This window comes from Thermoplasmata archaeon, from assembly GCA_036395115.1.
Classification (GTDB): Archaea; Thermoplasmatota; Thermoplasmata; order RBG-16-68-12; family RBG-16-68-12; genus RBG-16-68-12.
Genome location: DASWDU010000018.1, coordinates 73672 through 94238 on the forward strand (window position 1 = coordinate 73672; position 20567 = coordinate 94238).

A 20567-nucleotide genomic window follows, 5' to 3' on the forward strand; every position below is an offset into this window, starting at 1 on the left:
GTCCGCGAGCCTTCCGAGGACGGGTGCCGGCAAGCATCCCTCCAGAACGAGCGCCCCGTCCCGCGGATTTCTGCCTGGCGATCGGTCCGAGCCGTTCCCGCCTTCTTTAGCTTTTTCTCAAGTGGCCTTGAGATAACCGACGAGGACCGGGACGAGTAACGAAGCCATCAAGTGCACCCGCCGGACCCGGAGGGCGATGGGCACGAGCCCGACGATGGCGGCGATTGCGGCGACGGCGAGGCCGACGGGACCGGAGACAATCGCGAGCAGGATGACAATCGCGGCGAGGGAGGCCCCGCAAAGCCGGCGTGGATTCGCCGTCGACGAACGCACGGCGACCCATCGCGCCGTACGGACGGCGAGGGGCGCGGCCACGGCGGTCGCGAGGACGGTCCCTCCGATGAGGACGAGGAGAGACGCCGGGATCCGGAACGGCTCCGGCCATGCGCCGTATTCGGGGAGGAGACGATCCACCGCGACCGCGGCGCCGCTCCGGGAGCGATGGATCATGTACAGGACCGCGACGCTGAGGAGTGCGGTCGAGCTGGACACGGCCCCGAGCACGACCATGAACTGGGATGGACCCGTCGACTTGCGGACGCGAAGCGAGGCGATCGTCGCCGCCGCGCCGCCGCTGAGGCCGGGGAGCCAGGACACGCTCGCGCCGGCGAGGGTCCCTCGGATCGCGGACCGCACGTCCTCGCGGTTGATCGGACGGAGCGGCTCGAGGCGCTGGAACGGAATCGTGCCCGGCCGGGCCCTCATGCCGACGATCAGGCTCGGGACGCCGAAGAGCCCGGAAAACAGCGGGAACAGGATGACGCCGGCCTCGAGCGGAGTCGGGCCTCGCAACGCCGCCACGCCGAGTACGCCTGCGAGCGCCTGGACCCAGGCCGCCCGCCGAACCCGATGCGTCTTCCGTCCCCGGAATTCAGAGAGGAGCAACGCCGCGAGGACGAAGGCGAGGAACGCCGCAGACCACGGTCGGAAGCGGTCCGCGAGCCCAATCGGGTCGGCCAGGACCGTGCGCAACGGGATGAGCGCGAGCACGGCGAACGCGGTCCCCAGTACGACCCCGCGTGCGGCGAGGGCGACCGCCTTCGCCCCTTGTCCGACCAAGAGGAGCCGGTGGCCCGGCAACGTCGCGAGCGCCGAACCTTCGGCGGGTGCGCCGAGGAACACGCTCGGGATGAAGTCGAAGACCGCGTGCGTGGCCGCGGTCGCGAGGAGGTAGACCGAGAGGAAGATCCCGACGTCGCTCGGTCCGGCCTCCGGCAGGACGGAAGCGAGGAACGACGCCCACGCCGGCCCCGTCGCCAGGACGAACGCGGCGACGTTGTTCACGTGCAACCCCGGCGAAAGGCCGGTGAGCACGCCAGTCAGGACGCCGAGCAACGCGACGAAGAGGAAGCCGAGGAAGAACGCCGGGAGGCTCACGCGACGGGAGCGCCTGTCGGGAGGGTGAAGGTCCGCGGTGCAGGTAGGCTACACTCAGGCGGAGCGGGTCGCGCCCCAGCCCCCGCCGCCGGGCGTCTCGACGATCAGCAGGTCGCCCTTGGACAGAGGGACCGTGGCCTTCGAGGGCAAGGGACGCCGCCTTCCCTCGCGCACGAGCACGTTCCGTCCGGACCGGCCGTCGCGGCCGCCTTGCAGGCCGCGCGGCGCGAGGACCCGCCGCTCCGAGAGAATCGACGCGGTGCCCGCCGAGGCGAGGAACCGCACGGACCGGCGCACGCCATCGCCGCCCGCATGGAGGCCTCCGCCCCCGCTCGCCGGGATGAGACGGTATTCCTCGACCCGAAGCGGGTACGCGAGCTCGAGCGCCTCGACCGGCGTGTTGCGGGTGTTCGTCATGTGGGTGTGGACGCCCGACATGCCGTCCCGGAACGGGAGGGCCCCTTCCCCGCCCGCGATCGTCTCATAATACGAGAACGGCCGGGGCCCGGCCGCGCCAATCGTCAGGTTGTTCATCGTCCCTTGGCTCTGCGCGGGCACGCGGTCCGCGAGCGGCTCCGCCAGCCCGCGGAACAGGACGTCGACGATCCGCTGCGACGTCTCGACGTTGCCCGCCGCCACCGCCGCGGGCGGACGCGGGCGCACGAGGCTCCCTTCCTCCGCGAGCACCCGCACGGGTCGGTACGCCCCCGCATTTCGGGGCGCCTCGGGGTCGGTGAGACATCGCACGACGTAGTACGTCGCGCTCAGCGTCACGGCGAACGGCGCATTGAGATTCCCCCGGACTTGGCGATCTGTCCCGACGAAGTCCACCGAGATCCCGGATCCACCAATCGTGACCTCGGCCCGGATCCGGATGAGCTTCGGTTGCTCGCGGGAGACGCCCTCGAGGAAGTCCTCGGAAGCCCACGTGCCTCGAGGGAGCGGCGCAATCGCGGCGCGCACCCGACGTTCCGCGTAGTCGAGCAGTTCGTCGATCGCGCCCCGCAAGCGCGTGATGCCGATCCGCCCCGCGAGTTCGAGGAGACGCCGCGCGCCGAGTTCGTTCGCCGCGACTTGGGCGCGGAGATCTCCCAGCCGCTCCGCGGGATTCAACGTCTCCCGCCGAAAGCGGTCGATGACGGCCTTGCGCTCCCGACCTCGGTCCAGGACTTTCTGCGGTTCGAACACGACGCCTTCGTCCTCGAGGCGCGTCGCGTCCGCGGGCATCGAGCCCGGCGTCGTGCCACCGATGTCCGCATGATGGGCGCGGTTCACCGAGAACCCGATCACCGCATCTCGAAGGAATACCGGCCGGATGAGAGTCACGTCGGGCAGATGGGTGCCGCCGCGGTACGGATCGTTCAGGACGATTTGGTCCCCTTCGCGCAGCGTCCCTGGGAAGTCCCGCAGGACGGCCTCGACCGCGAGGGGCATCGAGCCGAGATGGACCGGGATGTGCTCGGCCTGGGACACCATGCGTCCCTCTGCATCGAAGAGGGCGCAGCTCGCATCCATCCGCTCCTTGATGTTCGGCGAGTAGGCGGTCCTCCGGAGGGCGACGCCCATCTCCTCCGGGATGAACGACAGGGCTGTCTGGAAGACCTCGAGCTCGGCCGGATTCACGATGTCACCTCGATGTCGATCAGGCCACGAGGATCGATGCGGAAGCGGGCGTCGGGAGGCACCACGGTGGTTGCGTGGTCCTCCGCCACGATGGACGGGCCTTCCGCCTCGAAGCCCACCGCGAGGGATTCCCGCTCGAAGACAGGAGCGTCCGCCCATCCGTCGTCGAAGAGCACCCGACGATGAGCCATGCGGCCGGCGCGTTTGGCCGGGGGCCGTGGGATCGTCACACGGCGCGGGAGCTGCACCGCGAGCCGGACCGTGACGAGTTCGATCCGCTCCTCCCGCGAGGCGTATCCGTAGAGGCGCCGATGCTCGCGGCGGAAGGCCCTCGCCAGATCGCCTCGGAGTGGCACGTTGATCTCGTAGCTCTGGCCCCGGTACCGCAGGTCGACGCTGCCGAGGAGGAGGGCCTTGCGGGGGCCGAGCCCTTGCTGCCGCAAGGAGTCCCGGGCGCGGGATTCGAAGCGCCGAACGGTCTTGGCCAGGATCCGTTCCGCGTTCTCCAAGGGATGGACGGCGGTCTGGCTATATTCCAGCTGATAGGGCGAGATGAGGATCCCGTACGCGGAGAACGCGCCGGGGAGGAAGGGGACGAGGACGCGAGGGATCCGCAGTTCCTTCGCGAGGGCACACGCATGCATCGGTCCGGCTCCCCCGAAGGCGAGGAGGGCGAAGGCATGCGGGTCGAGCCCTCGACGGGCCAGGACGAGGCGCATGGCCTTCGCCATGTTCGCGCGCACGACCCGTTGGACGCCGAGGACGGCTTCATCCGCAGAGAGGCGGAGATCCTCCGCGAGGCGCGCGATCCCTTTCGAGGCGAGTGCGCGGTGGAGCGGGAGGCGGCCTCCGAGCAGGGTTTCGCCCAAGGCCCCCGCGACGAGGTCCGCATCGGTGACGGTCGGCGACACCCCGCCTTTCCCGTAGGCGACGGGACCGGGTTCCGCGCCCGCGCTCCGAGGGCCAACGCGCAGCGCGCGACCCTCATCGATCCACGCGATGCTGCCTCCCCCCGCTCCGACCGACTCGATGTCCACCACGGGGAGGGCGATCGGGAATGTGTCGATCACCGCCTCCGTTGTCCAGGACGCTGCGCCGTTGAGAATCGCCGAGAAGTCTGCACTCGTTCCGCCCATGTCGAACGTGATAAGATTTCCACGGCCCGCAGCCTTCGCAACGGCCACCGCGGCGGCCACTCCTCCCGCAGGACCGCTCAACACGATGTCGACGGGCCGGCGCAACACAGCCCGGTTGGAGACGACTCCCCCCGAAGACTTCATCACGGAGAACGCACCGCCGACCGCGCGCTCGAGTCCCTCCAGGTAGCGACGTACGAGCGGCTTCACGTACGCGTCGAGGGCCGTCGTGGAAGAGCGCTCGAACTCGCGGAACTCCGCGAGGACCTCGTGGCTCAGCGACACGGAGACGCCAGCGAGCGCCTTCGCGAGCTGCCGCTCATGCGCGGGGCGGAGGAACGAGAAGAGGAGCGACACCGCGACGGACTCCGCACCGCTCGCGCGGACCTTCCGTGCGATTTCGTCGACGTCCTTCGCCGTCGGGGACCGAAGGACACGGCCGCGCGCGTCGACCCGCTCCGGGAGGCCGAAGCACCGCTCCCTCGGGACCGGCGGGCTCGGCCGGATGACCCGGAGGTCGTACAGCGAGGGCCGGTTCTGGCGTCCGATCAGGAGAAGATCCTCGAACCCTGCGGTGGTCACGAAGGCGGTGCGAGCTCCTTTTCGCTCCAAGATCGCGTTCGTAGCCACCGTGCTGCCGTGGGCGATGTCGGCCGCACCGAGTCCTCGTATGCCCGCGAGGACCGCTTCCGACGGATCGCGGGTGCTCGGCAGCTTTGCGGCGACGACGGAGCGGCCGCGGAAACCGACGAAGTCCGTGAAGGTTCCGCCGACATCGACGCCGACGTCCACGCCGGCGGAATGGACGGACGACTCAAGTCCTTTGTCGCCGACTACGGGTTCCCGTTGTTCTTGAGAGTGCCCTCCATGAACTGCCGGTATCCCTCGAGGTCCAGCAGCCCGTGGCCGCTGTAGTTGAATGCGATCACCGTCTCCTCGTTGCGCGCCTTCGCCTCCAGGGCGAGGTCGATCGCCCCGCGGATCGCGTGGCACGTCTCCGGTGCCGGGATCAGCCCTTCCGTCTTCGCGAAGATCTGCCCCGCCTGGAACGTGCTCAGCTGGTCCACGGCGCGCGGCTTGACGATCCCCGCATCGAGGAGCACGCTGAGCGTCGCGGCGGTCCCGTGGTACCGCAGGCCGCCGGCGTGGATGCGTGGCGGCACGAACGTGTGGCCGAGCGTGTGCATCTTGACGAGGGGCGTCATCTCGCCCGTGTCGCCGAAGTCGTACTCGTACTTGCCGAGGGTCATCGAGGGCACGGATTCCGGCTCGACCGCGACGAAGCGCGTCTCGGAACGGCCGTGGAGTCGTTCGCCGATCATCGGGTACGCGAAGCCCGCGAAGTTCGAGCCGCCTCCGACGCTGCCGACCATGTAGTCCGGGGTGACGTCCGCGAGCTCGAACTGCCGCATCACCTCTTGGCCGATGATCGTCTGATGCATGAGGACGTGATTCAGGACGCTGCCCAGGGAGTACTTCGTGTTCGTCCCGGTGACCGCGGCCTCGATCGCCTCCGAGATCGCGATGCCGAGGGAACCGGGGTGGTCCGGGTCCGCGGCGAGGATCTTCTTGCCGACGCTCGTGCGCTCGCTCGGGCTCGGGATGACCTCGGCCCCGAAGAGTTGCATCACGTACTTCCGATAGGGCTTCTGGTCGTACGAGACGCGGACCATGAAGACCTTCGCCTTCATGCCGAAATAGTTCGCCGCGAGGGCGAGCGCGGACCCCCACTGGCCCGCGCCGGTCTCCGTGGCGTACGCCTCGACGCCCTCGCGGCTCGCGAAGTACGCCTGCGCGAACGCGGTGTTCGGCTTGTGCGAGCCGACGGGTGAGAGGTCCTCCCGCTTGTAATAGATCCGCGCGGGCGTCTTGAGGAAGGCCTCGAGGCGCGTCGCGCGGTAGAGCGGGGTCGGCCGGCCGAGCCGGAAGTACGCCTCACGCAGCTCCTCCGGGATCGGCTCGGCGCGGTTGGGGCTCATCTCCTGCCGGATCAGCTCCTTCGGGAACAGGGGCTCGAACGCCTGGGGCGGCACGGGCTCCTTCGTCCCGGGGTGGAGGTACGGCGGGAAGGGCGCCGGGAGGTCCGGGAGGATGTTGTACCAGGCGTTCGGCAGGTCCTCCGTGTCGAGGAGGATCCTCACGTCGCTCGCGCCCGCCGATTCCGGTCTCAAGGCTTGCATGGGACCACCGTTGCCCGCAGACCGGATTATTTGCACACTATATAACGATTCTGTCCTTTAGAGTCTATTTTATTACGCTGAGTAACGAAAACATTAACCCTCATGGCGCTATTCCGTACATTGGCCAGTCGCATGTGGGCGCGGTTCCGTCCCTACTTCAAAGGATTCCCGGCGCAGGAGAAGGTCGCGCAGCTCATGGTCGTCTACGGCCTGCGAGTGCACGAGGGGAGCGTGTTCGCGGGCGACATCAAGCTCTCGGACACCGCCATGGCGCGCGCCGCCGGGGTGGACCGCCGCGTCGTCACCGCGACCGTCGAGACGATCGACCGGAACGCCGAGCTGAAGGCGTTCTTCGACAAGCTCCGGCCCGTGTGCCACCTCCGGGAGATCGCGCCGCTGATGAATTGGGGGGCGATCGAAATCGTGCCGACGAACGCCTCGAAGCCCGGCATCCTCGCGGGGGTGGCGGCGATCATCGCGCAGGCCGGGATCTCGATCCGGCAGGTGATCATGGACGACCCGGAGATCGTCGACGATCCGCACGGTTTCATCGTGACCGAGTCGCCCGTGCCGGAACGGTTGCTCCCGCAAATCAAGCAGGTCGACGGCGTCAAGTCGGTCGTCTTGCATTGAGCCGGGCCATGGGCCTCCCGCCGAATGCCGAGCCGACACCCTTTTCTCGCCGAGACCCGTGGCGGGTCCCCATGGGATGGCACGGCCTCTTGCGCGTCGTGGACTTCCAGACGCTCCTTGCGTCGCAGCCCACGATCGCCGCCGCATTGGACAAGGCGCAGCGGGCCGGCGGCACGAAGGCACCCGAGGCGAAGGCGCTTCGCGAAGCGTACTACCTGCTCGCGAAGGTCTTGTGGACGCGGCGCGCGTCGATCCAGCGAGTCCACGACCTCGCGTGGCTCGATCACTCGGTCGTGTCCGCCTCGGCCCGCCTTGGGCATGTCTGGCAGGGCGAGGACGGTTTGCGGTCGGTCGCCTCCGTCGAGACGATCGCGTCGGATCCGGTGTTCCAGGAACTCTTCCCGGTGAAAGGGTCGGATTGGATCGACGTCGCGGTCCAGGCGTTCGCGGGGATCAGCCCGACCGTGAAGCTCGAGCGAGGGGTCGCCGGGCCGATCCGCGTCGGCTTGGTCCCGGACGCGCGGTTGAAGGCCCTCTACGACGCCGCCTCGACCGCAAAGTTCGATGCGCCGCCGTCCGCGGTGACGGTCCTCGGCGAGATCGAGGCACTTGCGGCGTCCGCGCGCCGCGCCGGGAGCGCGAGCGTCGCGGTCGTCTTCGCCGCATCGTCATTCGAGGATGTGCCCGCCGAATAACCGCGCGTGGTCGCGCATCATGCAACGGTCCTGGACGACCGTCTTCCCGGCGGCCTGCGCCTTCCTGGCAGCTTCCTCGTGGCGGATCCCGAGTTGCATCCAAATGACCTTCGCGGGTCCACGGACCGCCTGCTCGACGATCGGCGGGACGTCGGCCGAAGGCCGGAAGACGTCGACCGCGTCGTACGGGATTGGCACCGCGTCCAAGGAGGGATACGCCTTTTCTCCGAGGATCACGTCCGCGGTCGGGTTCACCGGGATGATCCGGTAGCCGGCCATCTGCATGTACTTCGGCACACGGTGCGCGTCTTTCGCGGGATCCTTCGAGCACCCGACGACGGCGATCGTCCGAATCGTCGTAAGGATCCGTCGAATCTCGGAATCGTCCACGTCTAATCCCGCCACGACCAAACCACGGGTCGCGCTTAAGTCTTCGCGGGGAGAAGCTTGTGGATTACCCCCTTCAGGCTCGACGCGAGCTCGATTCCGTCCACCTCGTCCGGGCGGAACCACCGGATCTCAGAATGCTCCTCGTTCGCGATCCGCGGTTCTCCCTCCCAGCGTGTCACGAGGAAGAGGTAGTGCCGGAAGAGATCCTTCGATGTCGGGTCGACGTCTTCGTATATCTCGACGAACCGAGGACCAATCGCGCGGATGCCGAGCTCCTCCTGCAATTCGCGGACCAGGGCCATCGCAGGCTCCTCGCACGGGACGAGATGGCCGCCGAACGCATCCCACATCCCAGCGAAGCGGGTCTTGCTCGTCCGCTTGCCGAGCAGCACGCGGCCCCCGCGGACGATCAACCCGGTGGACGTGACGTGAATCACGGGGACCCCATTACCATCCCGCGGATATGTCGTTCTCGACTCCACGTTGCGCGAGTCGCTGGATCCGAGGGACCCGCAGCGAAATGCACTTTCGCCCACCCCTCCTCGCCGCGCATTCATCCGGCCCTACGTTTTTCGTGTATTTACACGAAAAGGCGCCGCGATGCCGAGAAAGACTGCGATGGGGCGGGTGCGCAAGGGCAAGCGGAGATCGCGGGAGTCGGGCTTCATCGTCACGTGGGATGTAGATAGCGCGGATCGCCCGACGACGGCCCGCGTCCATCGTTTCGTGTACGGCGATGTGGCCAGCTCGAATGGAAAGGTCTACCGCTATCCCGGCTTTGTGGAGAGAGAGGGCGTTCGATACCTCGGCCAGTCCGTGCTCTTCGTGAGGCCGAGCCTGCTGGCCGAGATTGAGGCTTTTCTTTCCGCGATGAGGATCGACCATGAGGCGACTCCCGCGAGCGTCGGATGATTTCGTGTATTTACACGAAATCGAACGGAGTGGTACCGTACCGATACGCCCCTTGCCAAGCAATCAGATTTTTGGTGAATGACTATCGAAATCAATCAGGCGGTCAAACTACAAAGCGGAATTTCGTGATTTTACACGAAACCGCAGAGATGCGTGAGCACGATGGTTCGCGGCCCCCTCCCAAACATTCATCTCATCATCGCTCGCTGGACAGGCCATGGAGGCCATCGCCCGGGAGATCGCGGAGCGGCTGCGCGCCGCCCCGTCGGTCCGGATCGTCACACACATCGACACGGACGGGATTACGGGCGGGGCGATTGCCTCGGAGGCCCTCGATCGCGCGGGCATCCCACACGACGTGGCGTTCGTCAAGTCGCTCGACGAGAGCGTCATTGCAGACATCAAGCGGAAGGGCACGCCGCTCGCCTGGTTCGTCGACCTCGGTGCGGGGATGCTACACGCCTTGCAGGGCCTCGATGCCGTGGTCACCGACCACCATGTGCCGACCGCCCGTGAAGTGCCGCGCGCTCTGCGCGGCGATCTGGTCCGCTTCGCAGAGTCGCAAGATCGCGTCCTGATGTTGAACCCCCACCTGGAGGGCGAAGGCTCGGACGTTGCGAGCGGCGCCGGCTGCGCGTACGCCGTCGCGAAGGCCTTGGATCCGAAGAACTCGGACCTCGCCGCGATCGCGATCGTCGGCGCGGTCGGGGACGTCCAGGACCAAGAGTTCCGCCGCCTCGCCGGATACAACCGTACGATCCTCGAGGATGGCATCGCCGCCGGCGTCGTGGCGGCGCAGCTCGACCTCCGTCTCTTCGGGCGCGAGACCCGCCCCGCATACAAGATGTTGCAGTTCGCCACGGACCCGTGGATCCCGCGGCTCAGCGGCAACGAGGAGGCGTGCATCGCGTTCCTCCTCGAGCTCGGGATCGACCTGAAGGTGGACGACCACTGGCGGAGCTGGTCCGACCTGGACTCGGGCGAGAAGCAGCGGGCCGTGTCCGCCCTCGTGGCGCACATGCTCGAGCGCGGCTGCGGGATCCAGGAGGTCGAGCGGCTCGTCGGGGAAACGTACACGCTCGTACGCGAGCCGGCGGGCAGCCCGACGCGGGACGCGAAGGAGTTCGGCACGCTAATGAACGCGTGCGGCCGCTACGACGAAGCCGACGTCGGCTATCGAGTGTGCCGAGGGGACCGGGAGGAAGCGCTCGCGCAGGCCCTCCGCCTCCTCCGGGGCCATCGCGAATACCTCGTGGAGTCGATGGAGGCGATCGAGGAGGCGGGCATCAATCAGCTCGACGCGATCCAGTACTTCCACGCCGCAGATCGAATCCGCGACACGGTCGTCGGAATCGCTGCGAGCCTCGCCCTCAACCGGGAGGGAGCCGCGAAAGACCTACCGATTATCGCGTTCGCGAAAGCGGACGACGGGATCAAGGTGAGCGCCCGGACGACGCGCGACCTCGTGTCCCGCGGCCTCGACCTCGCCGCGGTCATGCAGACGGCGAGCCGCGCCGTCGGCGGGCACGGCGGCGGCCACCACGCTGCCGCGGGGGCGACGATCCCAGCCGGCACCGAGGAGAAATTCCTGGAGATCGCGAACCGGATGGTACAGGAACAACTCCGGCCCGGTCCACCGCGGGAAGGCCGCCGGAACCTTTAGGTGTGGCTCGGGCCATCCTCGCCGAAGAGGCGGGCGGGACGGCGGTCTGTCCATCGTGCGGCTTCTCCAGACTGCTGCTCAAGGAAGCTCATTGCGCGAATTGCGGGAAGCGCGGATGCGAAAAATGTTTCATGACCTTCGGGTGGGCACAGGCGAGTCCCACCACGGACCGCCTCCCGCAGCGGGTATGCTCGACGCCTTGCTTCGATCAGTGGGCGATGGGCATGGTGACTCGCGGGTTCGCCCCGGTGCCCTGGGGTCAATCTTGGACAATCCAGGGCGTCATCATCGGACCGGCGTTCGCAGCGAGGGCTCAGCAGATGGCGGATCAGCACCGGGCAAACCTGCAGTTGGCGCATGCGCGTAACCTTCTCCAGGCGGAGCGGTTCGAGGATGCCGCGAAGATCTTCGAGGGCTTCGGCATGTGGAAGGAAGCGGGCGAAGCGCGACGGCATGCGAAGCGGAACGTCGTGACCCAAGTACAAGTTGACGTAAACAGCCTCATCGACCAAGTTCGCCGAGGCGGATTGACAACGACCTACGCATGTCCGGCATGCCACAGTCCGATCCAAATCAGCGGGGACACGGACCTCCGCTCATTGACGCATTGCCAGTACTGCGGTTCCGTGATTCAATCGACGGACCTCGTGGAGTTCCTGACGCGTGTCGTCGGATACCGGTGAGCGAGCCCAGGCAGAAATGGCCTCCGCCTTCTTGCCGCGACGGTCTGACCGAGCCCCCCTTCACGACCGCTTCGCGGCTCTCCCCCATCGATCCGGAGGAATCTGCTGATGGGCGAGGCGGAGGAAGTCATCCCGTCCGCTAAGGTAGTCATGGAGGCGGATCTTCCCACGTGGGCTCCGAATCACCCACCATCGGGCGAACGTATCGTACTCGATCGAGCTTATTTCCCACCAATCGAGAGAGAGGTCGCCGGACCATGGCGAATGTCGTATGATTTGAGTCCGGGAAAGCCGACAAAGAGTCCGAAACATCTCCAGGCCCAAGACCGTGCTGAGGAGCAGGAGAGGGGCGATGACGAGGATGATGAGAAACGGAGAAAGCTCGCCGCGGTCTGGTGCGGTAAGGAACGTCCACACGTAGAGTGCGCCCAAGAAGGAGAAGAACGAGACCGCGAAGATCGCGAACACCTTCAGGCCCCGCCCGTACTCGAGAATCAGCTCATCGGTGCCGGGGTCCTGTCGAGCGTGAGGCGTCCGAAACGCGAGGAAGAGGATTTCGATGACGGGAGCTGCGCCAGCGCCAATCGCCGCGATCCAAGGGATATCAGACAACAGAGCGGTAACACTCAGCACGGATTCATCGCTGTCGCAAACCTTTTATAAGCTGCGCCACTTCGAGCGCCGCTCTTCTCGGAACGGGGAGCCGATGACTCGTGACGTCCCGCGGCCGCGGGGCGGAAGGAGGTCTCCACGATGGCCAAGCCCATGTACGTTCGATTCGAGATGCCGAAGGATCTGATCGACAAGACGTACCAGTCGATCGAGTTGGCGAAAGAGAGCGGAAAGGTGCGCAAGGGGACGAACGAGGTCACCAAGCTCGTCGAGCGGGGCGAGGCGACCTTCGTCGTGATGGCGGAAGACGTTCAGCCGGAGGAGATCCTGGCGCACATGCCCTTGCTTTGCGAGGAGAAAGGCGTGCCTTATGCGTACGTCCCGAGCAAGCAGGAGCTCGGCGTCGCCGTGGGGTTGGGCAAGGCGACCGCCTCGATCGCGATCCTCGACCCGGGAAAGGCGAAGGCCGCCGTCGACGATCTCGCCTCGAAGCTCCGCGCGATGAAGAAGTGACGGTCGGCGACGCGACAAGGAAGGGAACATGGCGGACGAGGACAGCATTCCCGCGGAAGTCGTCGAGGTCGTCGGCCGGACGGGGATGACGGGCGAGGCCACGCAGGTCAAGGTCCGGGTCCTCGACGGCCGCGACAAGGGCCGCATCATCACGCGGAACGTCAAAGGGTCCGTCCAACTCGGCGACGTCCTCATGCTGCGGGAAACCGCCCGCGAGGCCCGTAAGCTGTCGGTCCGGTGAGCCGATGCCGGCCCGACGCTCTTGCTCGTTCTGCGGCAACGAGATCGAGCCTGGGACGGGGAAGATGTTCATCCGCAAGGATGGGACCGTGTTCCTGTTCTGCTCCCACAAGTGCCAATCGAACATGCTGAAGCTCGGCCGGGTACCGCGGTGGACGCCGTGGACCCAAGCCTTCCGGCGAGCTGCCGGCCGTATCGCGGCCGAGGAAGCCGTCGTCGAGGAGGCGCCCGCTCCGACAGAAGCGATCGCCGCCGAGATCACGATCGATGCGCCGAAAGGGAAGGACATTCCCTCGGACCTCTCCGACCTGATCGACAAGCGCCTCGGGCCGGATCTCGCCCGCGGCGAGCTCGAGCGATTCTATTCCGACTTCATCGCGAGTGACGCGCTGCAGACGTCGATCGTTGGCTGGGCGAAGAAGAAGCACGGGGCCAAGCCGGTCACGCACATCGACAAGGCGGAGTTCCTCGCGTGGAAAGATTCTCCCGAAGGCCGCCGGGTGTTCAAGGCGTGGCTCGATGGACAATGGGCTCGGGTCAAGGGACGCAAGCGGGAGGCGCCCGAAGCGGAGACGCCCGCTCCCTCGGCGAAGAAGGCGAAGAAGGGGGCGTGACGGCGGCGGACCGCACCTTCGTCCTGCTGAAGCCGGACGCGGTGCATCGCGGCCTGGTCGGGGAGATCGTTGCGCGGTTCGAGCATCGGGGCCTGAAGCTCGTGGCCCTGAAGATGATCCGGGTGACGCGGTCCCTTGCGGAGACCTACTACGCAGAACACAAGGGCAAGGCGTTCTTCGAGCCCCTGATGTCGTACGTCACCGGGGGGCCCGTCATCGCGATGGTCTTGGAGGGGGACGGCGCCGTCCCGGCCGTGAGGAGGATGATGGGCAAGACGAACTCGGCCGAGGCGGAACCGGGGACGATCCGCGGCGACCTCGCCCTGACGATCGGTCGCAACCTCATCCACGGCTCGGATTCGCCGGCGAGCGCGAAACGGGAGATCGACCTTTTCTTCAAGAAGGACGAATTCTACTCGTACACGCGGATCGACGAGGCTTGGCTTCGGGAGTAGTGCCGCCCGTCGGGATCCAGCGAAAGGCCTAAGCTGTGAGCCCGGCCTGTCCTCCCGGAGGAACTCGATGGACATTGGCCTGACGAGCCGGGTATGGAAGCTCGACAATCAGGTCGCGAGCCTCGAGGCAGCCGTGGACGAACTCCGCAAGCGCCTCGATGCTCTCGAGGCCGCGATGAATCCGGTCGAGCGGGAGAAATAGATTCTAATAGCGTCGGCTTCTTGGTCCGACGCTTATGGCCTCGATTCGCCAGCCGATCGTGTCCGTCCTCGGGCACGTCGACCATGGGAAGACGACCCTCCTCGACCGGATCCGCGGCACCGGCGTCGCGGGCCGCGAGGCCGGTGGGATCACCCAGCACATCGGCGCCACCGAGGTGCCCCTCGCCGCCATCCTCGAGGCGTGCGGCGACCTTGTGAGGGGCAAGTCTTTCCGGATCCCGGGGCTCCTCTTCATCGACACGCCCGGTCACGTGGCGTTCTCGACGCTCCGCGCGCGGGGCGGCGCCTTGGCCGACCTCGCGGTGCTCGTCATCGACGTCAACGAGGGGTTCCGGCCGCAGACGATCGAGAGCCTGAACATCCTCAAACGGTACAAGACCCCGTTCATCGTCGCGGCCAACAAGATCGACCTCGTCCCCGGCTGGCGGAAGCACGAAGGCAAGCCGTTCCTGGCGTCGTACTCGGACCAACCGAAGTCGGCGAGGGCGGAGTTCGACAAACGTATGTACGAGCTTGTGGGCCGGCTCTACGAGCACGGTTTCTCCGCGGACCGCTACGACCGCATCGAGGACTTCACGGCGAACCTCGCCGTCGTCCCGGTGAGCGCGAAGTACGGCGAGGGGATCCCGGACATGCTCCTCATGCTGATCGGACTCGCGCAGCGCTTCCTCGAGCAGCAACTCGAGACGGCCGCGGGCCCCGCGGAGGGCACGATCCTCGAGGTCAAGGAAGAGAAAGGTCTCGGCGTCACGCTCGACGCGATCGTCTACCGGGGCGTCCTGTCGAAAGGCGACACCGTGGTCTTCGGCACGACGGGCAAGCCCGGGACGACAAAGGTGAAGGCGCTCCTGAAGCCGAAGCCGCTCGACGAGATTCGCGATCCGCAAGAGCGGTTCGACTCCGTGGCGAGCGTCTCCGCCGCGGCCGGGGTGAAGCTCGTCGGCAGCGGTCTCGAACGGGCCGTCGCGGGCGCCCCGATCCGTGGGGCCAGAGGAGACGTCTCCGCAGTCATCGAGGAGATCGCGAAAGAATCGCAGGTCCACATCGAGACGCAGGACGAAGGCATCCTCGTCAAGGCCGATGCGATCGGATCCCTCGAAGGCCTGGCGTACGAATGCAAGCAAGCCTCCATCCCGATCAAGTACGCCCGGATCGGGCCGGTCTCGCGGCGCGACGTCACGGACGCGGCGACGGCGAAAGAGCCGCTCCTGCGCGCAATCCTCGCCTTCAACTTGGAGATCCTTCCAGACGCCAAGACATCGCGCCTCGAACACCCGAACCTCGCGCTCCTAGAGAGCGACGTCATCTACCGACTCATCGAGGACTATCAAGCGTGGCGGGAAGAGCGGAAGCGCGCGATCGAGGCGGCGAGCCGCAAGGCGATGGCGTATCCGGCGAAGCTCCTGTTCCTCGGAGAACACGTCTTCCGGACGTCGAAACCGGCGATCTTCGGGGTGCGCATCCTCGCCGGGCGCATCCGGTCGGGCGAGGCGCTCATGCGCGAGGACGGCCGCCCGGTCGGCCGGATCAAGTCGATCCGGAGCGGGGAGAAGAGCTTGGAGGGGGCCGGGCCGGGACAGGAGGTCGCGATCTCCGTGGACGGGATCACGATCGGCCGCCAGATCAACGGCGGGGACGTCCTGTACGTCGACCTCCCGGAGACGGACGCGCGGTCGCTGCGGGTCCGCAGGGACCTGACCCACGACGAGGCCGAGGCGCTCGATCAGATCATCGGCATCAAGCGGAAGGAGGATCCGTTCTGGGCAATGTAGAGGAACTCCAGGCGGCGCTGCCGCAGAAACACCGGTGCATGGACTGCGACAAGTGGTACGGGCAGGAAGACGACGAGTACGGCCCCTGCATGTACAAGCACCTCCGGAAGGAGAAACGGTACGTGACGTACGGGTATCACGACTGCGACGAGGCGGAAGAACTCGAACAGCGGGTGAAGTTGTGGAAGGCACGCGCGTCCGGAGACTCGAAACGCGGGACATCGACGCCGCCATCCGCCTGACCGATCTCGAAGGGTGGGGCTACACCCGCAACGACTTCCGCAGGCTCCTTGCGCTGTCCCCGGACGGCTGCCTCGCCGCGGACTTGGAGGGCGAGGTCGTCGGCGTCCTGACCACGACCGCGTACGACGGGCTCGCGTTCCTCGGGGCGGTCATCGTGCGTCCGGAGTTGCGCGGGCGCGGCGTCGGGAAGCAGATCATGGAGGCGGCTCTGGACCACCTGCGCGCCTCGGGCGTCGTGACGGTCCGCCTGTACGCCTACCTCAACGCGATCCCCTTTTACGAACGGCTCGGCTTCCGCCGAGAATACGAGGTCGTCCGGTGGCGGGGTCCAGCCATCTCGGGCCGCTCGACCGGAGTCCGCCCCGCGCGCCGGTCCGACATTCCGCGCCTCGTCCCTTTGGATGCGGCGTACTTCGGCGCCCCTCGCACGCCGCTCCTCGAACGGCTCGCCGAGGAATTCCCCGATTCGTTCCTCGTATCCGAGCGGAGCGGCGAGATCCGAGGATACATCGTCGGGAACGTGAACGGCGAGTCGTGTGAAGTCGGCCCGTGGGCAGTCGGGCCTCCGAGAGATCCGGCCGCCCGGAACCTGTTTCACGCCCTCGTGGCCGCATCCGGGGCGCGCGAGATTGCGTTCAGCGGGCCGTCCCAGAACGCGCCGCTCCTCGCTTTCGTGGAAGAACTCGGCTACGCGCAGGTGTTCCGCGCGTTGCGCATGGGGTGGGGGGAGAACCGGTTCGCGGGGAATCCGGCCGGCATCTGGGCGCTCGGGGGGCTGGAGAAAGGCTGAAACGTATGTCCGGCTTGTCTGGACTTCGTGACCGAGAAGCGAATCCTCGCGCTCTTGGCGATGCTAATCGGCCTCATCGGCGGCCTCCTGATCCTCGTGGGGGCGCTTGGTGACCTTCGCGGAATCGACCTGACGGGCAATCTGACGCGGTTGGCCAACCTCGTCATCGCGACTCTCTTGGGGATTGCAATCATCCTGGGGAGCTTGATGATCTACCGCGGCAAGTACGGCTCCGGAGGCATCATCAACATCGTGCTCGGGATCATCGTGATTGTCCTCTCCTTGGGCAGTTCGACGGGCGGCATCCTCGCAATCGTCAGCGGCGTCCTCGGGCTCGTCGCCGCGGAAGCCGGGAAGTGACCGCGCTCAGATCCGCGGCCCGATGAGTTGCCAAAGGACGAGGCCGAGAATTAGAAGGGCGAACGTGTAGCTCACGCCACGCACGATCCGGTCTCGCCGGTCCGCGGGAATGCCTTTCCGGAGCCGGGAGACGAGCCCTTCGATCCCGTCCTTGAAGAGGTAGCCGCCGTCGAGCGGGATCGCGGGAAGCGCGTTCGTCGCGCCGAGCATCACGTTGAGCCAGAAGAGCCAGTACACGGTGTTGGCGAGGATCCAGAAAACGGGGGCCGGGATCGCGGCGAGCGGCCCGCCGATCTGATAGAACCGGTCCACGGGGTCTTGGATCGGCGCGCGACCTTGGAAGGGGAGGGAGATATACACGAGCATGGCGCCGGGGACGCCGCCGAACTGGTCCGGATTCGAGAGCGGGTGGTAGTACTCGGTGCTCACGTCGATCCCAAGGATCCCGATGTATGCGTTCCCCTTCCCGTCGTCCGCGAGGGTGATCGGATATGGAACGGAAGCCGTTCCATCGTACGTGACGATTGTGATGTTGTCCCCGGGGTGCGTGAGCGCCTTCGCGGCTAGGAAGTCCGTGTACGTCCCGATGTCCGTTCCGTTGTATCGCGTGATGATCGTGTACGGCATCATGCCCGCGTCCCTCGCGGGCGACGGTCCATCCGGGAACCCGATGATCCCGACGCCGGGGGCGACCGGGGTCACGGAGGCCATCATGACGGAGGAGAAAAGGAATGCGAAGGTGAGGGCGAGCAGCATGTTCGTCGCGGGCCCGGCGGCGTAGAGGCGCGCACGCTCACGACGCGGGAGGGCGCGCAGTTCCTCCTCGTCGGGCTCGACGAACGCGCCGATCGGGACGAGGAGGAAGATCAGGCCCAGGGACCGGATGCGGATCTTCGCCGCGAGCGACAGGATGCCGTGGGAGAACTCGTGGAGGATGATCGCCACGGACAGTCCGAGGATGCCGTACCCGAGGGGGATGATCGGATTCACCCCGGGCAGCCCGAGCAGGAGCTCGGGCGAGGGCGGATTCGCTTGGACCGCCGGGGTTTGCACGAGCGTCGCCTCCCAGATCAGGAGGATCGTCGTGCCCGCCATCGTCAGCGCGACGAGGACGATCGCGAGGTCGCCGAACGCCCGCCAGAACCGGGTGGGTCGCGCGACGCGCTCAATCAACCGACGCCCTCGGACGGTCTTCCACATGAGGAACGGACCCGCGGGCGTAGGCACGGGCGTGAGGCCGCGACGCTCCAGGAGCCCCTTACGTTGAGCGGCGAACACGACGAGGGACCAGAGCACGATGAGACCCGCGGCGAGGAGGAGGGGGAGGAGGTCCCACATGCGCGGCTCCGAACGAGTCTCCGGGCCTATTTCAACCTTATCTCGCGGGCAGCTGGCGCGTCCAAATATCGTCCGGGAGATCGTTGTAGACGGCGAACGCGTCGACCTCGGCCTTCGGGCCGCTCGGCCGCGCGAGCGCCTTGATCCGCTCGACCTTGAGGATCCAATAGTGAATGCGCCACATCTTCCCCTTCTTGAGCATGACCTCCTCTTGGCGGGTCGACAGGAGGCCTTCCTCCTCGAGCATGTAGAAGACATCGCGATCCGCGACGTCGAGGTTGTTGTCGATGGCCTCCGTCTGGAATCCGAAGAACGACATGAGGTAGTCCGCGAGCGTCCGAACGTCCGCTTCCGCCATCCCTCGCCGCCCCACCGTCGCCCGGAGGGCGCCGACCACTTCGGACATCGTTACAACAGGCATCCAGATCCACTTCCGAACCACGCGGCGTGCCACTTAAAGGCCGTCGAGCCCATTCCTGTTCCTGACCCTGATATCCATTCGGAGGAACTCGATGCCGCCGCGACGCCCCGCCGCGCACGCCATGGCCTACGTGACCGCGCCGGACCTCGAGACGGCCCGTTCGATCGCACGCGCCGTCGTCGGGCGACGGCTGGCGGCGTGCGCGAACCTCTGGCCGATCGAATCGATGTACCGATGGAAAGGGACTCTCGAGGACGCGAGCGAGGTCGTGATCGTGTTCAAGACCCGCGCCGCCCTGCTGCCGAAACTCATCGCCGCGGTCCGGGAGAACCACCCGTACGAGGTCCCGTGCATCGTGTCGTACCCGATGGGTCCCGCCCTGCGCGATTTCCTCGACTGGATCGATGCGGAGACCGCTCAGCGATAGACGGCGATCGCCGCGTACCCGACCGCCATCCGCGCGTCGCCGCTCGTGTCGCTCGAGGTCCCGTACTTCAGGAGCTTCGCCCGCGTCGCGCCGAGTCGCCTGGCCGCCGTCAGCATCGCGGTGACCGGCCCGTACCCGCACATCGAGATGTCGTCCTGCGCGACCCGTCCGGAGAACCCCTTCGGGTCCAACGCGAGGACCTTCTCGATCGCCTTCGCATCCTGTCCTTTCGCGAACGCGGGCGCGGTCATCCCGCGCGGGGGCATCTGGAAATACTGCGGGCCCACGTGCGTGAAGTCGGACGAGGCGATCAACATCACGTCCTTGCCTTCGACGGCGTCGGCGACGAGGCCGCCGACCTCCGCGGCGAGGTCGTACTCCTGGAACGCCATGCACACCGGCACGAACCGGACGGCGTCGGACAGGGCCTGCAAGAAGGGCAGCTGGACCTCGATGCTGTGCTCGTCCCGGTGCGCGAGGACGTCGTCCTCGAGGGGCGGTTTCGAGACCGCGTCGTAGAGGCCGGCATCAAGCGAGGCCGTGCCGAGCGGCGTCTGCCAATCGTGCTTCGTAATCGCGAGGGGAGCGCCGTGTCCGTGGTGGTTCGGGCCGAAGATCAGGAACGTCGAGGGCCATCCGTCGGCCGCGAGCGCCGCATAGGCGTGCGCCGCCACCGGCCCCGAATACACGTACCCGGCGTGGGGCACGACGAGCCCGAGCAGCCGGCGCTCGCCTTTCTCGACCTCCGGGACGCGACCGGGTCCGTGCGGATGGGTGTAGCACTCCCGAATCTGCCGGAGCAGGGCGTCGCGCGAACGCTCGTAGAACGCTCCTGCGACGGCCGGGTACCGCATGCCAGACGCCCCGCTCAGAGGGACGCCTCGTAATCATCGATTGTGAACGTAAACCCTTCGTCCGACGTCAGAGCGCCCCGTGCCTTGAGGACCTCGCGCGTAAGGAGCCAGTACACCGTCGCGAGCGCTCGCCGACCCTTGTTGTTCGTGGGCACGACGAGGTCGACGTCCCGCGTCTCGTTGTTCGCGTCGCAGAGGGCGACGACCGGGATGCCGACGTTCAGCGCTTCCCGGAGCGCCTGCTGGTCCGCGGCGGGGTCCGTGATCAGGAGGACCTCGGGCTCGATGAACTCCGGGAGGTTCGGGTTCGTCAGCGTGCCGGGGACGAACCGGCCCGCGAGCACCTTCGCTCCG

25 protein-coding genes and 1 pseudogene are annotated in these 20567 nt (G+C 66.9%); 15 read left to right on the plus strand and 11 right to left on the minus strand.

All coding sequences use genetic code 11. From position 1 onward, the window contains the following. Positions 1-117: 117 nt before the first annotated feature. Genes VF992_04490 through VF992_04505 form a run of 4 tightly spaced genes read right to left on the minus strand, consistent with a single transcriptional unit; the run spans position 118 to position 6376 of the window. Complete coding sequence (locus VF992_04490) at positions 118-1437, minus strand: tripartite tricarboxylate transporter permease (GenBank protein HEX9340412.1); 1320 nt, start codon at positions 1435-1437, stop codon at positions 118-120. A 54-nt stretch (positions 1438-1491) separates the two neighbouring features. Next, positions 1492-3060: a hydantoinase B/oxoprolinase family protein gene (locus tag VF992_04495; protein HEX9340413.1), complete on the minus strand. Its 1569-nt coding sequence runs from the start codon at positions 3058-3060 to the stop codon at positions 1492-1494. Continuing rightward, positions 3057-4988, minus strand: coding sequence for a hydantoinase/oxoprolinase family protein (locus VF992_04500; protein HEX9340414.1), 1932 nt, complete (start codon positions 4986-4988; stop codon positions 3057-3059). Before VF992_04500 ends, VF992_04495 begins: the two co-directional genes overlap by 4 nt. Positions 4989-5029: 41 nt before the next feature. Then, on the minus strand, positions 5030-6376 hold the full coding sequence (locus tag VF992_04505) for a TrpB-like pyridoxal phosphate-dependent enzyme (protein ID HEX9340415.1): 1347 nt from the start codon (positions 6374-6376) through the stop codon (positions 5030-5032). A gap of 132 nt (positions 6377-6508) precedes the next feature. Between VF992_04505 and VF992_04510 the strand changes: the two genes are divergently transcribed. Then, entirely contained in the window at positions 6509-7009 is a 501-nt protein-coding gene (locus VF992_04510) for a regulator (GenBank protein ID HEX9340416.1), read from the plus strand. 71 nt (positions 7010-7080) lie between these two features. After that, on the plus strand, positions 7081-7704 hold the full coding sequence (locus VF992_04515; GenBank protein ID HEX9340417.1) for a hypothetical protein: 624 nt from the start codon (positions 7081-7083) through the stop codon (positions 7702-7704). Here VF992_04515 and VF992_04520 read toward each other — a convergent pair. Together VF992_04520 and VF992_04525 are read right to left on the minus strand one after the other, a co-directional pair. Then, positions 7678-8109: a CoA-binding protein gene (locus VF992_04520; GenBank protein HEX9340418.1), complete on the minus strand. Its 432-nt coding sequence runs from the start codon at positions 8107-8109 to the stop codon at positions 7678-7680. The genes VF992_04515 and VF992_04520 overlap by 27 nt on opposite strands. Positions 8110-8129: 20 nt before the next feature. Continuing rightward, positions 8130-8531: an NUDIX domain-containing protein gene (locus tag VF992_04525; GenBank protein ID HEX9340419.1), complete on the minus strand. Its 402-nt coding sequence runs from the start codon at positions 8529-8531 to the stop codon at positions 8130-8132. Between the two features lie 163 nt (positions 8532-8694). Between VF992_04525 and VF992_04530 the strand changes: the two genes are divergently transcribed. The 3 genes from VF992_04530 to VF992_04540 all read left to right on the plus strand — a co-directional run bounded on the left by VF992_04530 (position 8695) and on the right by VF992_04540 (position 11352). Continuing rightward, on the plus strand, positions 8695-9006 hold the full coding sequence (locus VF992_04530) for a hypothetical protein (GenBank protein HEX9340420.1): 312 nt from the start codon (positions 8695-8697) through the stop codon (positions 9004-9006). 217 nt (positions 9007-9223) lie between these two features. After that, positions 9224-10669 (plus strand): DHH family phosphoesterase, encoded by a 1446-nt coding sequence (locus VF992_04535; protein ID HEX9340421.1) that lies wholly within the window; start codon positions 9224-9226, stop codon positions 10667-10669. Between the two features lie 131 nt (positions 10670-10800). Further along, positions 10801-11352 carry a hypothetical protein gene (locus tag VF992_04540; protein ID HEX9340422.1) on the plus strand — a complete coding sequence of 184 codons (552 nt, stop codon included), beginning with the start codon at positions 10801-10803 and terminating at the stop codon, positions 11350-11352. A 60-nt stretch (positions 11353-11412) separates the two neighbouring features. On the opposite strand, the gene VF992_04545 is transcribed toward VF992_04540, so the two are convergent. Continuing rightward, positions 11413-11964: a hypothetical protein gene (locus VF992_04545; GenBank protein ID HEX9340423.1), complete on the minus strand. Its 552-nt coding sequence runs from the start codon at positions 11962-11964 to the stop codon at positions 11413-11415. 141 nt (positions 11965-12105) lie between these two features. Here VF992_04545 and rpl7ae point away from each other — a divergent pair, with 141 nt between their 5' ends. The 9 genes and pseudogenes from rpl7ae to VF992_04590 all read left to right on the plus strand — a co-directional run bounded on the left by rpl7ae (position 12106) and on the right by VF992_04590 (position 17173). After that, positions 12106-12477 (plus strand): 50S ribosomal protein L7Ae, encoded by a 372-nt coding sequence (rpl7ae, locus tag VF992_04550; GenBank protein HEX9340424.1) that lies wholly within the window; start codon positions 12106-12108, stop codon positions 12475-12477. A 28-nt stretch (positions 12478-12505) separates the two neighbouring features. Continuing rightward, a complete protein-coding gene (locus tag VF992_04555) occupies positions 12506-12718 on the plus strand; it encodes a 30S ribosomal protein S28e (GenBank protein HEX9340425.1) in 213 nt (70 codons plus the stop codon). A 4-nt stretch (positions 12719-12722) separates the two neighbouring features. Further along, a pseudogene (locus VF992_04560) lies at positions 12723-12899 on the plus strand (50S ribosomal protein L24e). Between the two features lie 428 nt (positions 12900-13327). Then, on the plus strand, positions 13328-13786 hold the full coding sequence (gene ndk / locus VF992_04565; GenBank protein ID HEX9340426.1) for a nucleoside-diphosphate kinase: 459 nt from the start codon (positions 13328-13330) through the stop codon (positions 13784-13786). Between the two features lie 67 nt (positions 13787-13853). Further along, positions 13854-13988 (plus strand): hypothetical protein, encoded by a 135-nt coding sequence (locus VF992_04570; protein HEX9340427.1) that lies wholly within the window; start codon positions 13854-13856, stop codon positions 13986-13988. A 34-nt stretch (positions 13989-14022) separates the two neighbouring features. Beyond that, positions 14023-15780: a translation initiation factor IF-2 gene (gene infB / locus VF992_04575; protein ID HEX9340428.1), complete on the plus strand. Its 1758-nt coding sequence runs from the start codon at positions 14023-14025 to the stop codon at positions 15778-15780. 38 nt (positions 15781-15818) lie between these two features. Then, a complete protein-coding gene (locus VF992_04580; protein HEX9340429.1) occupies positions 15819-16022 on the plus strand; it encodes a hypothetical protein in 204 nt (67 codons plus the stop codon). Next, positions 15962-16813, plus strand: coding sequence for a GNAT family N-acetyltransferase (locus VF992_04585; protein HEX9340430.1), 852 nt, complete (start codon positions 15962-15964; stop codon positions 16811-16813). The genes VF992_04580 and VF992_04585 overlap by 61 nt, the downstream gene beginning before the upstream one ends. Before the next feature lie 27 nt (positions 16814-16840). Continuing rightward, the gene (locus VF992_04590) at positions 16841-17173 is read left to right on the plus strand and encodes a hypothetical protein (GenBank protein ID HEX9340431.1); all 333 of its coding nucleotides are present in this window, start codon (positions 16841-16843) and stop codon (positions 17171-17173) included. A 6-nt stretch (positions 17174-17179) separates the two neighbouring features. Here VF992_04590 and VF992_04595 read toward each other — a convergent pair whose 3' ends face one another. Further along, the gene (locus VF992_04595) at positions 17180-18511 is read right to left on the minus strand and encodes a site-2 protease family protein (GenBank protein HEX9340432.1); all 1332 of its coding nucleotides are present in this window, start codon (positions 18509-18511) and stop codon (positions 17180-17182) included. 37 nt (positions 18512-18548) lie between these two features. Next, a complete protein-coding gene (locus VF992_04600) occupies positions 18549-18917 on the minus strand; it encodes a DUF6015 family protein (protein ID HEX9340433.1) in 369 nt (122 codons plus the stop codon). Positions 18918-19023: 106 nt separating this feature from the next. Here VF992_04600 and cutA point away from each other — a divergent pair, with 106 nt between their 5' ends. Continuing rightward, positions 19024-19359, plus strand: coding sequence for a divalent-cation tolerance protein CutA (gene cutA, locus VF992_04605; GenBank protein HEX9340434.1), 336 nt, complete (start codon positions 19024-19026; stop codon positions 19357-19359). Here the strand turns inward: cutA and amrB are convergent. Continuing rightward, complete coding sequence (amrB, locus tag VF992_04610; protein HEX9340435.1) at positions 19350-20213, minus strand: AmmeMemoRadiSam system protein B; 864 nt, start codon at positions 20211-20213, stop codon at positions 19350-19352. The two genes, cutA and amrB, sit on opposite strands and share 10 nt — an antisense overlap. Before the next feature lie 14 nt (positions 20214-20227). Next, positions 20228-20567 (minus strand): 30S ribosomal protein S2 (locus VF992_04615; protein ID HEX9340436.1); only part of this gene is annotated, 340 nt, incomplete at its 5' end.

Bases quoted from the DNA above. Each gene is read 5' to 3' on its own strand.
- VF992_04505 (HEX9340415.1), bottom strand. From the start codon at position 6,376: ATGCAAGCCTTGAGACCGGAATCGGCGGGCGCGAGCGACGTGAGGATC.
- VF992_04510 (HEX9340416.1), top strand. From the start codon at position 6,509: ATGTGGGCGCGGTTCCGTCCCTACTTCAAAGGATTCCCGGCGCAGGAG.
- VF992_04515 (HEX9340417.1), top strand. From the start codon at position 7,081: ATGGGATGGCACGGCCTCTTGCGCGTCGTGGACTTCCAGACGCTCCTT.
- VF992_04530 (HEX9340420.1), top strand. From the start codon at position 8,695: ATGCCGAGAAAGACTGCGATGGGGCGGGTGCGCAAGGGCAAGCGGAGA.
- VF992_04535 (HEX9340421.1), top strand. From the start codon at position 9,224: ATGGAGGCCATCGCCCGGGAGATCGCGGAGCGGCTGCGCGCCGCCCCG.
- VF992_04540 (HEX9340422.1), top strand. From the start codon at position 10,801: ATGACCTTCGGGTGGGCACAGGCGAGTCCCACCACGGACCGCCTCCCG.
- rpl7ae (HEX9340424.1), top strand. From the start codon at position 12,106: ATGGCCAAGCCCATGTACGTTCGATTCGAGATGCCGAAGGATCTGATC.
- VF992_04555 (HEX9340425.1), top strand. From the start codon at position 12,506: ATGGCGGACGAGGACAGCATTCCCGCGGAAGTCGTCGAGGTCGTCGGC.
- VF992_04570 (HEX9340427.1), top strand. From the start codon at position 13,854: ATGGACATTGGCCTGACGAGCCGGGTATGGAAGCTCGACAATCAGGTC.
- infB (HEX9340428.1), top strand. From the start codon at position 14,023: ATGGCCTCGATTCGCCAGCCGATCGTGTCCGTCCTCGGGCACGTCGAC.
- VF992_04580 (HEX9340429.1), top strand. From the start codon at position 15,819: ATGGACTGCGACAAGTGGTACGGGCAGGAAGACGACGAGTACGGCCCC.
- VF992_04595 (HEX9340432.1), bottom strand. From the start codon at position 18,511: ATGTGGGACCTCCTCCCCCTCCTCCTCGCCGCGGGTCTCATCGTGCTC.
- VF992_04600 (HEX9340433.1), bottom strand. From the start codon at position 18,917: ATGTCCGAAGTGGTCGGCGCCCTCCGGGCGACGGTGGGGCGGCGAGGG.
- cutA (HEX9340434.1), top strand. From the start codon at position 19,024: ATGCCGCCGCGACGCCCCGCCGCGCACGCCATGGCCTACGTGACCGCG.
- amrB (HEX9340435.1), bottom strand. From the start codon at position 20,213: ATGCGGTACCCGGCCGTCGCAGGAGCGTTCTACGAGCGTTCGCGCGAC.